Below are 12,940 nucleotides of genomic sequence, written 5' to 3' on the forward strand. Positions count from 1 at the left end.
CGTGTCTTCATATCCTATTCGTTGTCGATGATCCCCGGCTGGGAGAAGACCGTGTCGGCCGCGCTTGCCGCGCTCGCACCCGGCGGCTCGCTGCATGTCGTCGATTTCGGCCAGCAGGAAGGTCTGCCAAACTGGTTCCGGGCCTTGCTGCGCGGCTGGCTGCGGAAATTCCATGTCACGCCGCGCGCCTCGCTGCGCGACGTCCTTGACTCGGAGTCGAAACGGACCGGCGCAACCTTCCGTTTCAGAACGCTTTATCGCGGCTATGCCTGGCTCGGCGTCATCGGAGCTCGGATGTAGAGAGCCTTACTGGTGTAAAGCTTTCACCAGCGCGGCCACCATCGCCTGCGGCCGATAGCCGAGCTTGGCAGGTGTCAGCCCGAGCCGTACCACCACCAATTGCTCCGACGGAATGATGGCCACCGTCTGGCCGTCATGGCCTTCCATCCAGTAGGTGTCCTTGGGCAGGCCGGCGGCAGCGCCCGCGCCCGGATTCTCCTCATCGCCCGGACCCTCGATCCACACCTGGCCGTTGCCGTAGACCTTCGAGGCCGGCGCCGGCTGCCGCATCCAGTCGACGAATCCGGCGGGCAGGATCTGCGCGCCGTTCCAGACACCGCCCTGCAGCAGGAACTGGCCGAAGCGGGCCCAGTCGTGCGCCGTGGCGTAGAGATAGGACGAGCCGACGAAAGTGCCTCGCTCGTCGGTTTCGAGCACCGCGCTGTGCATACCGAGCGGCTCAAACAGCGCCGTGCGCGGCCAGCTCAGCGCCTTCACCTTGTCGCCGATTGCCTCCTGCCACAGCCGCGACAGCATGACGGCCGTACCGCTCGAATAGGAAAATGCCTTGCCCACCTCGCCGCCGAGCGGCTTGGTCTCGGCAAAGCCCGCCATGTCCGGCTCGAGATAGAGCATGCGCGTCACGTCGGCGACGTCGCCATAGTCCTCGTTGAACTCCAGCCCGCTCGACATCGCCATCATGTCGGCAAGACTGATCGCCGCCCGACCGTCGGCCTTCCACGGCGAGAACAGGCCCTTGTTGTCGAGCGCCATCTTGCCGTCCTTGACCAGCGTGCCGACGATCGCGGCATTCACCGTCTTGGTCATCGACCAGCCGAGCAGCGGCGTCTTGGCCGAAAAACCCTCGCCATAGCGTTCCGCGACGATGCGGCCGTTCTTCACCACCACGACCGCGCGCATGCCTGTCCCGACCATCGCGGCATCGTCGACGATCTTCGTGACGGCGGGGTTTTGCAGGGCGTCCACCCTTTCGCCCTCCGGCCAGAGCGCATCCTGCGAGGCCACCGCCAAAGGCTCGATATGGACGGAGGTCTGCCGCGCCCTGCCGGTGTCGCCATCCGGAACCGACGCGCAGCCGACCCCGTGGCGCTCTACGGCGACGCTCTTGCCCAGCGTCCAAAGCAGGCCCGCCGAAACAAGGCCCCTTTCCTTGTCGACGGATACCTTCATCAGCTTGAGCAGCGGATGGCCCGGTGCCTGCACGTCGACGGCCAGCACTTCATTCGGGTCGCGGCCGGCGATGAACACGTTGGAGCAGACGATCTTGGCCGCATAGCCCGAGCCGACACGGATCAGTTCGGGCGGCGCAAAGTAGAGCCAGGCGAAGAGCGCGATCACCGCCAGCACAATGAGGCCGAACAGCCATTTGGTGAACTTCACGACAGCCCGCATCTTTCCGCCCTTGGGTTTTCCGGTTCGCTTTATGTCATTGATTTGCCGCCATTGCTTCTCCAAAATCATGGTCGATGTCGAGCGCCGTCAATGGATTATCAACCATGTTCGGCGATGAACGGAGAGACTGGGCGGTCCTGTGGGGCGACCGTCCGGAGGGGGCCTGCGGAAGCGACCACCATCAGTGAAGGACCCATCAGCGGCCGGCTGATCCCGGCTCGGGGGATATCATGCGCCGTCTTGCGGCCATCCTGATGCTGACGCTGTTGAGCGCCTGCTCGACCGTGGACGATCTATCGCCGCTGGCGCCGTCATCGCAGACGGTCGCCCTGCGCGCGCCCCGTTTCGAAGATTCCAAACCGCATGAATGGGACAGCGGCGCGCCGTGGAATTATGCGATCCACGGCACCGACGTCTCAAAATACCAGACCTCTGTCGACTGGCCGACGGCCAAGGCCAGCGGCATCTCCTTCGCCTTCATCAAGGCGACCGAGGGCGGCGATCGCTTCGACGATTATTTCAACGAGCATTGGGCACGCACCAAGGCCGTCGGACTCCCGCGCGCGGCCTATCATTTCTTCTATTTCTGCACCCCGGCCGCCACCCAGGCGCGCTGGTTCATCGCCAATGTTCCGAAAGATCCGTCGGCGATGCCGCCGGTGCTCGACATGGAATGGAACCCGAAGTCCCCGACCTGCCGACTGCGCCCCGATCCCGCGACGGTGCGCAGCGAGATGACCACCTTTCTCGAGATCGTCGAGCGCCATTATGGCAAGAAGCCGATCATCTATACGTCGCTCGACTTCTTCGATGACAATAACCTGGCGACGTTCCGCGGCTATCCTTACTGGCTGCGCTCGGTCGCCGGCCATCCGCGCCAGAAGTATGGCAGCCATCCTTTCACCTTTTGGCAGTACACCGGAACCGGCATCGTGCCCGGCATGACCGGCAAGTCCGACATCAATGTTTTCAACGGCTCGGAAGCCGCCTGGAACAAGTGGCTGCGGCAGAACACCCGTTGACATCGGCCCCCTTGCCTGCTTTCGACATGGCGGGCGGTGATAGTTGCAACCGCTGGCGATGCGGAGCGGCGCACCCCACCGGGGTGCCGCACGGCGCTCCTGAATTTTGAAATCTACGCATGATGCGTCCGCATCCGGCCGTGATCATGCCCCGGTCTCGTAAGGGAAGCGATGCGATTGCGCGTTGAAATCCTGGCGGCGCTGCTGGTCGGCGCTTTCGCTTGGCCTGCGGCGGCGCAGGAATGCGGCGGCGATTTCGAAGCGTGGAAACAGGGCGTGGCCGCGGAAGCCAAGGCAGCCGGCGTCGGCGCCGTTGGCCTGAAGGCGCTGGAAAATGCCGCGATCGATGAAAAGGTGCTGGCGCGCGACCGCGCTCAAGGGGTGTTCGCCCAGACCTTCACCCAATTCTCGAACCGCATGATCTCGGCCTATCGCCTGAAGCAGGGCGCGGCCAACCTCAAGAAATATGCCGACGTCTTCGCGCGCGCCGACAAGGAATTCGGCGTGCAGCCGGCCGTCATCACAGCGTTCTGGGGACTGGAGACGGATTTCGGCGCCGTGCAGGGCGATTTCCACACGCTGGACGCGCTGGTCACCCTTGCGCACGACTGCCGCCGCCCTCAGTTGTTCCGGCCGGAATTGGTGCCGTTGCTGACCTTGATCGACCGCGGCGTGCTGCCGGCCGATGTCAAGGGCGCCTGGGCCGGCGAGATCGGCCAGACGCAGATTCTGCCGACCGACTATCTCGCCCGCGGCGTCGACGGCGACGGCGACGGCAAGGTCGATCTCCGGAACAGCGTGGCGGACGTCATCATGACCACGGCCGACAAAATCCTGTCGCGCGGCTGGAAGCGCGACCAGCCCTGGGTCGAGGAGGTGCGCGTTCCCGACGACATGCCTTGGGACCAGACCGGCCGCACCAACAAGCTGCCGCTGTCGCAATGGGCCCAATGGGGCGTGACCAATCCGGACGGCACGCCGCTCGTCGACAACGGCCTGAAGGCCGGGCTCGCCTTGCCCATGGGTCGCAAGGGTCCAGCCTTCCTGACCTACGACAATTTCGACGTTTATCTGGAATGGAACCAGTCCTTCACTTACGCGCTCACCGCTGCGGTGCTGGCGACCCGTCTGGCCGGGGCGCCGCAATTCGACCCGCGCACGCCCGAGCCCGGCCTCAACGGTGACCAGATGAAGGCCCTGCAGACCAAGCTTGAGGCCAAGGGCTACGATGTCGGCACGGTCGACGGTATCCTCGGCACGAATACCCGCGAAGCGATCCGCAAGGAGCAGATGCGCCTGGGCATGGCCGTGGACGGTTGGCCGACGCCGGAATTGCTGGCGAAATTGTAGCGCCCTGTCCTTCTCCCACAAGGGAGAAGGGGGAGCTCAATCCGCCATCGTCTCCAAGCTCGCGAAACCTTGCGGCGCGTCGCCCTCGTCGAACGGCGTCGTCACCTCCACGAACGTGTCGGGATAGAACCCGTTGAATCGCGTCCTCAGCGACAGCGAGTAGGCGCCGATGTGGCCGATCTCGATCCAGTCGCCCGTGTCGACCGTTTCCGGCAGCCAGAACGGCCTCGACAATATGTCGACGGAATCGCACGTTGCGCCGCAGACCTTGAACGGCACGACCGTCTTGTCGCTGCCATTGCGCGTGCGGATCGCCGGATCGGGAATGAAGCGCGCCGGCAGCGTGATCTTGCCGGTCCATGAATCCGAGAGCGACGCCCAGATGCCGTCATTGATGTAGAGCCTTTTGCCCTTGCGCAAGAGCACGCGCACGATCAGCGACAGGCAGCGCGCCACGATCACGCGGCCGGGTTCGGCGACCAGCGGCATCTCGTCGAACCGGTATTCCTTGAGGTCGCCGGCCAGCCGCGACATGAGCTGGCCGAGCGACGGCATCTCGATGTGCTTGCGGTTGGGATCGTGGCCGTACTCGGCCGGAAAGCCGCCGCCCACGTCGAGCCCGGCAATGTCGAAGGTCAGCCGGTTGCGCACCCAGTCGGCAGAGGCCAACGCGCGCTCGTAGGTGTCGGGGTCCTCGATCTGGCTGCCGACATGGAAGCACAGCCCGACCTTGTAGCCGGTACGGTTGAGCCGCTCGGCAAGCTCCACCGCATTGGCGGGACCGGCGCCGAATTTCTTCGACAGCTCATAGGCCGCGTGGCCTTTGGTCTGGATGCGCACGAAGACGGTGAGAGCGCCGGGATCGATGTCTAGCGCACGCACCACGCGCGTCAGCTTGGTGATCTCGTCCTCATGATCGAGCGAAATCACGCGGATGCCGTATTTCTCCAGCGCCAGCTTGATGTCCGACTGCGCCTTGATCGGATGCATGTAGAGCATTTCGGCCTCGGGCGAGACGGCCCGCACGGCGGCGAACTCGCCGGGCGAGGCGACGTCGAAGGCGCTCACGCCAGCCTCGACCAGCGTCTTCAGCACGATCTGCTCGCCATTGGTCTTGACCGCATAGGCGGTCTTGCCCGGGAACATGCCCATGAATTGCAAAGCATCGGCCTTAAGCACCTGCGGGCGGAAGCAATAGACCGGATCGTCCGGACGAAGCGCCAGTGCCGCCTCGCGGGCATTTTCGAATCGCTGCATGGACGAATCCTTGATCTCGGCGCGCACAATTAATCCTAGCTAGCCGCCAAAGAAAACAGTTCTGTGTCTCGCCTTCGCCTGCGAGCGGCCGCACCCTTTTGCGCTACGCTAAACCATTGGGCAGGTTTCGGGTGGCCCTTGCCACCGAACCGTATATCGGTTGGAGCTGGTTCGGCGGATTGAGGGAGCGATCGGCATGGGAGGGGTGACGACATGACGATGGCGGCTGGCGCCGCGCCGACACGCGGACCGATGACGCTCAGAGATTGGGCGCAGCTCCTGCTGCTCGGCGCGATCTGGGGCGGCTCCTTCTTCTTTGCCCGTATTGCCGTGGCGGAGATCCATCCTTTGGCGCTGGTGCTGTTTCGCGTCGCCATCGCGGCGGCCGCGCTTCAGCTCTATCTGGCGATCCGCGGCCCGTCCTTCCGTCTCGCCTTTCCCCACGCCGGCCTGTTCTTCCTGCTGGCGTTGGCCAACAATGTCATTCCGTTTTCGCTGATCTTCGCCGGCCAGACCGAGCTCGGCGCCGGTATTGCCTCTGTGCTCAATGCCACGACGCCATTTTGGACGCTGCTCCTCGCCAATGCGCTCACCGCTGATGAAAAACTGTCCTGGAACAAGCTGGCCGGCATCTCGCTCGGCGTTGCAGGAACAGCTGTCATGATCGGTCCTGGTTTGGCTGCTGGCCTCGGCGAGCCGGCCTGGGCCAAGTTCGCGCTGATCGGCGCCTCGGTGTCCTACGCGATTGCCCTGATGATCGCGCGCCGCTTCAAGGGGGTGCCTTCGCCGGTCATCGCCACCGGGCAACTGACCGCATCGACCATCATCATGATCCCTGTCGTGCTGATTGCCTACGGCCCAGCCGGGCTGTTTTCGGTCTCGCCGCCGGTCTGGGCCGCGGTGCTCGGGCTGGCCCTGCTCTCCACAGCCTTTGCCTACATCCTCTATTTCAACCTCGTTGCCTCGGCCGGCGCCACCAACGCCTCGCTGGTCACTTTGATCGTACCGGTAAGTGCCGTGCTGCTCGGATTCCTGTTTCTGGGCGAGCGGCTGCAGCTCTTCGAAATGGGCGGCATGGCGCTGATCGGAGTCGGTCTGATCACCATTGACGGGCGCCTGTTCGGCCGATGGTAGCGGTGCCATGCCACGGCTTCGCCATAATTTATTCACAAACTCTTGGATCGGTTTTTGCCGAAGAGTTTCAATGGCTAACGGCAAATTCGAGGTCGCAAATTCCACAATCACGTCGCAATGCAGCACATTTTCCGCTTGCCTGTGACCCAAATGACTCTAGATTCCGGCCATAGCTCTTAAGAGGAGGCTATGGCATGGGACTGACGAGGCCAATCAACGCATTGATGATTTGTGCTGCGTTTGCATTCATCGGCGCCCTTATCATGGGCGTTCTTCCCTGACCCGCCGAAGCCGGGAAGACCAACACCGAGGATGAGTCCAACCGATTCGAAAAGGCCGGGTTCCGCCCGGCCTTTTCCGTTTCAATCATTGTTTTGGATGCATGTCGTTTCGCAAAACCGCTGCACACTTTTCGGCGAGTTTGATCAGGCCGCGGCCGAGCCGGCCGCTTCCGCCTCATGCGAGCGGATGCCGATCATGTGGCAGACGGCGAAGACCAGATCGGCACGGTTCATCGTGTAGAAATGGAAATCGCCGACGCCGCGCTCGACCAGATCATGGACCTGCTCCGCCGCGACCGCTGAGGCCACCAGTGCATGCGTTTGCGGATCGTTCTCCAGCCCTTCGAAGCGCTCGGCCAGCCAGGCCGGCACCAGCGCGCCGCAGCGGGAGGAAAAATTGGCGACCTGGGTGAAGTTGTGCACCGGCAGGATACCCGGCACGATCGGGATGTAGATGCCGGCGCGGCGCGCGCGCTCGACATAGCGCTCGTAGAGGTCGTTGTCGAAGAAGAACTGGGTGATCGCCCGCGTCGCGCCATTGTCGACCTTGCGCTTCAGCATGTCGATGTCGGTGGCGAAGTCCGGGCTTTCCGGATGCTTTTCCGGATAGGCCGAGACCGAGATGTCGAAATCGCCGACGCTCTTCAGCGCCCCGACCAGTTCGGCGCCGTTCGCATAACCATCGGGATGCGGACGATAGGCGGTGCCCACGCCTGCTGCCGGATCGCCGCGCAAGGCGACGAAACGGGTGACGCCAAAGTCGGCGAATTCCTGGATGACGGCGTCGACCTCATAGCGGGCCGCGTCGACGCAGGTCATATGCGCCGCCGGGGTCAGCGTCGTCTCATTGAGGATGCGCTTCACGGTGCGCGCCGTGCGCTCTCGGGTCGAGCCGCCGGCACCGTAGGTCACCGAGACGAAGCGCGGCTTGAGCGGCTCGAGCCTTGTGACGGTGTCCCAGAGCCTTGCTTCCATCTCATCCGTTTTGGGCGGGAAGAACTCGAACGAAACCCGGACCTTGTCGCCAATGTCGGGGCGGCGGGAAAAGCGGAACTGGTTCATCAGGCTGTTTCCCTTGCTGGAAGTGTGTCGTTGGACGGATCGGCGATCAGCAGGCGGCGATCGCGACCCAACCAGAGCTTGACGGTGAGTCTCGCCTCGGCCTGGCCGCGCGGCTCGAACTCCTGGCTCTCTTCGAGGTCAAGCCCTGCCTCCTCGAACCAGTCGGCGATCTGCCGGTCGGAAAAGCCGAGCCGCATATGCGCGTGCTGGTCGCGCAGGAACTCCAGATTATGAGGCGCGAAATCGACGATCACCAGCCTGCCGGACGGACGCAGCAGCCTCGCGGCCTCGCCGATGGCGCGGGCCGGATCGTCGAGATAGTGCAGCACCTGGTGGATGGTGACGAGATCGAAGGCGTTGCGCTCGACCGGCGGCGAAAAGATGTCGCCCTGGCGCACCTGCGCATTGGCGACGCCGGCTTTGTCGAGATTGGCGCGCGCCACGGTCAGCATCTCGCGCGACATGTCGATGCCGACGCCGCGCCGGTAGAGCGGCGCGAAGATCTCCAGCAGCCTGCCCGTGCCGGTGCCGAGGTCGAGCATCGACTGGAACGGCCGTTTGCCGACAAGCTTGAGCAGTGCCGCTTCCACCGCGCGATCCGGCACATGCAGCGAGCGGATGCGATCCCAGCTGGCGGCGTTCTCCGAAAAATACTCCGCGGCCCGGTCCTGCCGCTTGCGCTTGACAGCGGCCAGCCGCTCCAGGTCGCGCACCACCTGCGGATCGGCCTCGCGCACGCCCGAGACGAGCCGCTGAACGAAATCGCGCGAGCTGTCTGTGTCCGACAGCCTGAAAAAGGCCCAGGACCCTTCCTGGTAGCGGCCGATCAGCCCGGCATCGAGCAGTAGCTTCAGATGCCGTGAGACGCGCGGCTGCGACTGGCCAAGGATTTCGGTAAGGTCGGAGACCGTGAGATCGCCGCGCGACAGCAGCACCAGAATGCGCAGGCGGCTGGATTCGGCAGCCGCCTTCAATGTATCTACCATCGTGTCGAGCGTGACATGCATGAAAGGTTCTCGCTGAAAGATATAAAGATATGTTTATGTCGAATTTAAAACCCTGGCAAGCGTTATGTCGCTCTCGGACAAGAAAATGGCGCAGCCATGGTCCGCGCATTGCAGGCCATGCGTCCGCGGATTGATTGAACGATGTTCGAGAGACGCGAGGACGAGACGCTCCTGGAAAACGACCCGGCCAATCTGCCGCCGGACGGCCATGTCGTCTTCATCGGCCGGATCGCCTCGCCTTGGACGAGCCGCGAGGATTGTCCCAAGAACATGCGCGCCGCCCGCGAGACCGGTCGGACTGGGGCCATCCTGATCGACAAGCCCTACCGCCGGGGGCTGCAGAACCTCGATCGCGCCAGCCACATCGTCATCCTGTCCTGGCTCGATCATGCCCCACGGAATCTGATTGTGCAGAAGCCGCGCCATGCGGCTGAACCGAAAGGCGTTTTCTCGCTGCGCTCCCCTGCCCGGCCGAACCCTGTCGGCCTGCACATCGCCAAGCTCGTCGCGCTCGATATCGAGGAAGGCCGGATCGAGATCGACGCCATCGACGTGCTCGACGGCACGCCGGTCGTCGACATCAAGCCCTACTATGCGTCGACCGATGCCTTCCCTGAGGCGGCCACTGCCGGACGCGAGGAGAAATGAGCGCGCCGACCGGCCGCCGCCGCGCGATTGCCAAGGCGCTCACCGCGCTCTTGCCGCTCGCCCCCTATTCCGACATGGAAAAAATCCGCGCCGATGCCGGAGCCGTGCATATGAAGAGCTTGCCGCCGACGATCGCGGTGTGGCTGGCAACCATCGCGCATGTCCGCCACACCCATACCGACTATGACAAACTGCTGGCCGAAGGCTATGACCGCGACTCGGCACGCTTCTTTGTCATCGACGAGACCAATGAGGTGCTGACCCGCTGGCGCGCGACGCGGCTGCTGGAAGAGGATGACGAGGACGAGTAAAGCACAGGCTAGGCTAGACAGCGCCGTTGGCCTGGCTCTTACTTCATTCGAAGCTGGACGCTAACCTGCCTTTCCACAACGACGAAGATGGAGCGAAATGAGCCAAGCCGCCCCCGCGCCTGCCGCGCCACTACCCATTCTGTCAGAGCGTCATCTCGATCCGCATGCCTATCCCAACGGCGTCGCTTATCTCGATGGACAATATCTGCCGATGTCGCAGGCAAAGGTGTCGGTGCTGGACTGGGGCTTTCTGCATTCCGACGCCACTTACGACACGGTCCATGTCTGGGACGGCCGCTTTTTCCGTCTCGATCTGCATCTCGACCGTTTCTTCGGCGGGCTGGAAAAGCTTCGCATGACCATCCCGTTCGGCCGCGACGGCGTTGCCGAAATCCTGCACAATTGCGTCGCGCTGTCCGGCCATCGCGGTGCCTATGTCGAGATGCTGTGCACGCGCGGCGCCTCGCCGACCTTCAGCCGCGATCCGCGTCAGGCGATCAACCGGTTCATGGCTTTCGCCGTCCCCTTCGGCTCGGTCGCCAATGCCGAACAATTGCGAAGCGGCCTCCACGTCGCGATCAGCGACAAAGTCCGTATCCCACCTGCCTCGATCGATCCCTCGATCAAGAACTACCATTGGCTGGACCTGGTGCGCGGGCTCTACGACGCTTATGACCGCGGCGCCGACACCGCGCTGGTCCTCGACTTCAACGGCAACCTCGCCGAAGGTCCAGGCTTCAACGTGTTCTGTGTCAGGGCAGGCAAATTGACCACGCCCGCCGTCGGCGTGCTGCCCGGCATAACGCGCCGCACCGTGTTTGACCTGTGCGCCGAGGCGGGACTGCCCACGGTTGCCGCGGATGTCAGCGTGGCCGCGCTCAAGTCAGCCGACGAAGTCTTCATCACCTCGACGGCCGGCGGCATCATGCCCGTCACGATGATCGACGGTGCTCCGGTTGCCGATGGCAAGGTCGGGGCGATCACTGAGCGTCTGATGCGCCTCTACTGGCAAAAGCACGAGGATCCGGCCTGGTCGAGCGCAGTGCGCTACGGATGACAACCAAAGCCACTCCAACAGTTCACTCGAGCGAGACTTGAACCGGCGATATCCAAAGCCGAAGCCCGATCACGCGCGATAGATCCACTGCTCCGGCACCCGCACCGAAATCTCTTCGCCGGTCCTGATGATGCCGGGTTTTTCGACCCAGGCGACCAGACCGCGCAGCCTCTTCGCCGTCTTCGGAAACAGCAAGGCCGTCGCGTCGCGATCCGCCGCGTTGACATGTTCGGCGATCGATTGCCCGGCGACCCGGCAGGGCTTGTTCTGGCCGTCGATCTTGATCGTCACGCCGCCCTTGAAGAACAACAGCGACCCCGCCGGCAGCATCGAAAGATGCGGCAGGCCTTCGATCATCAGGTTGGCGCCGATCCATTCCGCCTTGATCTCCTCGAGGCCCATGCGGTGGGCGACGATGGCGAGCTCATCCGCGGCGACGAGCGACAATTGCCGCTCGTTGCGCATTTCGGTGCCGCGCGGGTACCAGGGCTCGCGCCCGCCGGAGCGCCGCGTCGCGCCGGCATGGAAGTCACCCTCGATCCCGTCGAAGCCAAGGCGCAATTCGTCCACGGGCCTTGACTCGAAATGATCGGACGGAGCGGCATAGAGTGCCGCTGCCAATGCTGTCAGCTTGCGGCCGGCGACGATGTCGGCCGTCGGCTCCGCCGACGGAAAAAGCTCTAGGTTCGTTTCCTGCATAGCGTTGGTCTAGAGACGCTCGGCTACTCGGTCCAGTCGAAAGCGCTGATGATCCGATCACAGCGCTTGATGGCGATCACGACTTTCTTACCTGAAGATGCCGCACGCTTTCACGTTCCGCCGCATTGCCGCCGCGCCGGCGGCGTAAATGGCGGCGCGAAACTTGGGAGGGTTCAGATCATGCAGGTTCAACATGCGATCGCCGCGCTCTGGTTGGCCTGGGTGGTGTCTTGGGTGCTGGCCGCCGCGTGGGCCGATCCAGCGCAAAAGCGCGCGGACTTCAAGGCTGAGGCCCGTTACCGGGTTCTCTGGCTGGCCGGCACCTTTCTGCTGTTCGCGCCGGCGCACGGCTATGTCGGCCGATTGCGGCTGTGGACGCCGACGCTTGCCAAGGGCTGGATCTGCGTCGCCCTGATCGCGATCGGCATCGCTTTCGCCTGGTGGGCGCGCTTGCATCTCGGTCGGCTGTGGTCGGGCACCGTCACCGCCAAAGCCGATCACCGCGTGGTCGACACCGGTCCCTATCGGCTGGTCCGCCACCCGATCTACACCGGCCTGCTGGTGTCGATCCTCGCCACCATGGCAGCCAAGGGCACTGTCTGGGGTGTTGCCGGCGCTGCCCTGCTGCTTGTCGGCATCGTCGTCAAGGCCAGGCTGGAGGAGAGCTTCCTGCGCGGCGAGCTCGGCCCCGCCTATGACGACTATGCCAGGCGCGTGCCGATGCTGGTGCCGTTCGTCCCCGCCTGAGCCGGTTTACAACATCCTCAGCAGCGCGCCGCCGATCGAATAGCCTGCGCCGAAGGCGCAGAGCAGGCCGAAATCGCCGGCCTTCATGTCCGCATGATTTTCGGACAGTGCCACGATGGCGCCGGCGCCCGCCGTGTTGCCGAGCCGCTCCAGCACCATCGGCGCGCGGTCATGGTCGACATCATGGCCGAAGGCGAGTTTCAGGATCATCGCATTCATGCGCGCATTGGCCTGATGCAGCCAGAAGCGGCGGATGCCTTGCGGCGCCAGACCATGCTCGGCCAGGAACTCGACGATGAATTTGTGGCCCGCGACCGTGACTTCCTTGAACACCTTGTTGCCGACCTGCTTGATCAGATTGCCCTCGAGGTTGATCTGGTAGGGATCGTCCTGGGCAGTGCGGGTGTGGTAGCCGAGATTGGTGCGGATGTTGTTCGACATTTGCGTCCAAGTGCGCGTGTCGAGCACCTCGAAGCGTCCCGGCCGCTTCTCGCCCTGGTCGAGCCCTTCGACGATCATGGCGACCGAGGCGTCGCCGAAGATGAAATGCGTCTGCCGGTCGCGGAAGTTGAGATGGCCGGTGATGATTTCGGGCGTCGACACCAGGATGCGCTTGTGCGCCCCTGCCCTGACCAGGTTGACCGCGATGTGCAGCGCCGCCGCGGCGGAAGAG

13 protein-coding genes and 1 pseudogene are annotated in these 12,940 nt (G+C 63.8%); 8 read left to right on the plus strand and 6 right to left on the minus strand.

The window, feature by feature from the left end; genetic code table 11:
* Positions 1–300: pseudogene (locus tag EOA60_RS03815) on the plus strand (SAM-dependent methyltransferase); the annotation flags it as partial.
* Between the two features lie 6 nt (positions 301–306).
* On the opposite strand, the gene EOA60_RS03820 reads toward EOA60_RS03815, so the two are convergent.
* Positions 307–1,692 carry a serine hydrolase gene (locus tag EOA60_RS03820; RefSeq protein WP_095825026.1) on the minus strand — a complete coding sequence of 462 codons (1,386 nt, stop codon included), beginning with the start codon at positions 1,690–1,692 and terminating at the stop codon, positions 307–309.
* A 230-nt stretch (positions 1,693–1,922) separates the two neighbouring features.
* Between EOA60_RS03820 and EOA60_RS03825 the strand changes: the two genes are divergently transcribed.
* Positions 1,923–2,714: a GH25 family lysozyme gene (locus tag EOA60_RS03825; RefSeq protein WP_067329008.1), complete on the plus strand. Its 792-nt coding sequence runs from the start codon at positions 1,923–1,925 to the stop codon at positions 2,712–2,714.
* A gap of 171 nt (positions 2,715–2,885) precedes the next feature.
* Positions 2,886–4,064 carry a lytic murein transglycosylase gene (locus EOA60_RS03830; RefSeq protein WP_127335045.1) on the plus strand — a complete coding sequence of 393 codons (1,179 nt, stop codon included), beginning with the start codon at positions 2,886–2,888 and terminating at the stop codon, positions 4,062–4,064.
* A 36-nt stretch (positions 4,065–4,100) separates the two neighbouring features.
* Here the strand turns inward: EOA60_RS03830 and EOA60_RS03835 are convergent, their stop codons facing one another.
* Positions 4,101–5,321, minus strand: a complete 1,221-nt coding sequence (locus EOA60_RS03835) for an alanine racemase (RefSeq protein WP_095825027.1) — start codon at positions 5,319–5,321, stop codon at positions 4,101–4,103.
* Between the two features lie 213 nt (positions 5,322–5,534).
* Here EOA60_RS03835 and EOA60_RS03840 point away from each other — a divergent pair, with 213 nt between their 5' ends.
* Positions 5,535–6,455, plus strand: coding sequence for a DMT family transporter (locus EOA60_RS03840; protein ID WP_095824934.1), 921 nt, complete (start codon positions 5,535–5,537; stop codon positions 6,453–6,455).
* A gap of 425 nt (positions 6,456–6,880) precedes the next feature.
* Here EOA60_RS03840 and metF read toward each other — a convergent pair whose 3' ends face one another.
* Positions 6,881–7,798, minus strand: coding sequence for a methylenetetrahydrofolate reductase [NAD(P)H] (metF, locus tag EOA60_RS03845; RefSeq protein WP_067328999.1), 918 nt, complete (start codon positions 7,796–7,798; stop codon positions 6,881–6,883).
* The gene (locus tag EOA60_RS03850) at positions 7,798–8,805 is read right to left on the minus strand and encodes a metalloregulator ArsR/SmtB family transcription factor (RefSeq protein ID WP_067328997.1); all 1,008 of its coding nucleotides are present in this window, start codon (positions 8,803–8,805) and stop codon (positions 7,798–7,800) included. The genes metF and EOA60_RS03850 overlap by 1 nt, the downstream gene beginning before the upstream one ends.
* Positions 8,806–8,946: 141 nt before the next feature.
* Between EOA60_RS03850 and tsaA the strand changes: the two genes are divergently transcribed.
* The 3 genes from tsaA to EOA60_RS03865 all read left to right on the plus strand — a co-directional run bounded on the left by tsaA (position 8,947) and on the right by EOA60_RS03865 (position 10,821).
* Complete coding sequence (gene tsaA / locus EOA60_RS03855) at positions 8,947–9,453, plus strand: tRNA (N6-threonylcarbamoyladenosine(37)-N6)-methyltransferase TrmO (protein WP_095824935.1); 507 nt, start codon at positions 8,947–8,949, stop codon at positions 9,451–9,453.
* Positions 9,450–9,764, plus strand: a complete 315-nt coding sequence (locus EOA60_RS03860) for a DUF2293 domain-containing protein (protein ID WP_066990672.1) — start codon at positions 9,450–9,452, stop codon at positions 9,762–9,764. Before tsaA ends, EOA60_RS03860 begins: the two co-directional genes overlap by 4 nt.
* Before the next feature lie 97 nt (positions 9,765–9,861).
* Positions 9,862–10,821 (plus strand): D-amino acid aminotransferase, encoded by a 960-nt coding sequence (locus EOA60_RS03865; protein ID WP_095824936.1) that lies wholly within the window; start codon positions 9,862–9,864, stop codon positions 10,819–10,821.
* Between the two features lie 69 nt (positions 10,822–10,890).
* Here the strand turns inward: EOA60_RS03865 and EOA60_RS03870 are convergent, their stop codons facing one another.
* A complete protein-coding gene (locus tag EOA60_RS03870) occupies positions 10,891–11,520 on the minus strand; it encodes an MOSC domain-containing protein (RefSeq protein ID WP_095824937.1) in 630 nt (209 codons plus the stop codon).
* Positions 11,521–11,700: 180 nt separating this feature from the next.
* Between EOA60_RS03870 and EOA60_RS03875 the strand changes: the two genes are divergently transcribed.
* The gene (locus EOA60_RS03875; protein ID WP_095825028.1) at positions 11,701–12,267 is read left to right on the plus strand and encodes an isoprenylcysteine carboxylmethyltransferase family protein; all 567 of its coding nucleotides are present in this window, start codon (positions 11,701–11,703) and stop codon (positions 12,265–12,267) included.
* A 6-nt stretch (positions 12,268–12,273) separates the two neighbouring features.
* Here EOA60_RS03875 and EOA60_RS03880 read toward each other — a convergent pair.
* Positions 12,274–12,940 (minus strand): 3-oxoacyl-[acyl-carrier-protein] synthase III C-terminal domain-containing protein (locus tag EOA60_RS03880; protein WP_281060727.1); only part of this gene is annotated, 667 nt, incomplete at its 5' end.

This window comes from Mesorhizobium sp. M1A.F.Ca.IN.020.06.1.1, from assembly GCF_004023265.1.
Classification (GTDB): domain Bacteria; phylum Pseudomonadota; class Alphaproteobacteria; order Rhizobiales; family Rhizobiaceae; genus Mesorhizobium.

Bases quoted from the DNA above. Each gene is read 5' to 3' on its own strand.
- EOA60_RS03825 (WP_067329008.1), top strand. From the start codon at position 1,923: ATGCGCCGTCTTGCGGCCATCCTGATGCTGACGCTGTTGAGCGCCTGC.
- EOA60_RS03835 (WP_095825027.1), bottom strand. From the start codon at position 5,321: ATGCAGCGATTCGAAAATGCCCGCGAGGCGGCACTGGCGCTTCGTCCG.
- EOA60_RS03850 (WP_067328997.1), bottom strand. From the start codon at position 8,805: ATGCATGTCACGCTCGACACGATGGTAGATACATTGAAGGCGGCTGCC.
- EOA60_RS03870 (WP_095824937.1), bottom strand. From the start codon at position 11,520: ATGCAGGAAACGAACCTAGAGCTTTTTCCGTCGGCGGAGCCGACGGCC.
- EOA60_RS03875 (WP_095825028.1), top strand. From the start codon at position 11,701: ATGCAGGTTCAACATGCGATCGCCGCGCTCTGGTTGGCCTGGGTGGTG.
- EOA60_RS03865 (WP_095824936.1), top strand. From the start codon at position 9,862: ATGAGCCAAGCCGCCCCCGCGCCTGCCGCGCCACTACCCATTCTGTCA.
- EOA60_RS03860 (WP_066990672.1), top strand. From the start codon at position 9,450: ATGAGCGCGCCGACCGGCCGCCGCCGCGCGATTGCCAAGGCGCTCACC.
- metF (WP_067328999.1), bottom strand. From the start codon at position 7,798: ATGAACCAGTTCCGCTTTTCCCGCCGCCCCGACATTGGCGACAAGGTC.
- EOA60_RS03820 (WP_095825026.1), bottom strand. From the start codon at position 1,692: ATGCGGGCTGTCGTGAAGTTCACCAAATGGCTGTTCGGCCTCATTGTG.
- tsaA (WP_095824935.1), top strand. From the start codon at position 8,947: ATGTTCGAGAGACGCGAGGACGAGACGCTCCTGGAAAACGACCCGGCC.
- EOA60_RS03830 (WP_127335045.1), top strand. From the start codon at position 2,886: ATGCGATTGCGCGTTGAAATCCTGGCGGCGCTGCTGGTCGGCGCTTTC.
- EOA60_RS03840 (WP_095824934.1), top strand. From the start codon at position 5,535: ATGACGATGGCGGCTGGCGCCGCGCCGACACGCGGACCGATGACGCTC.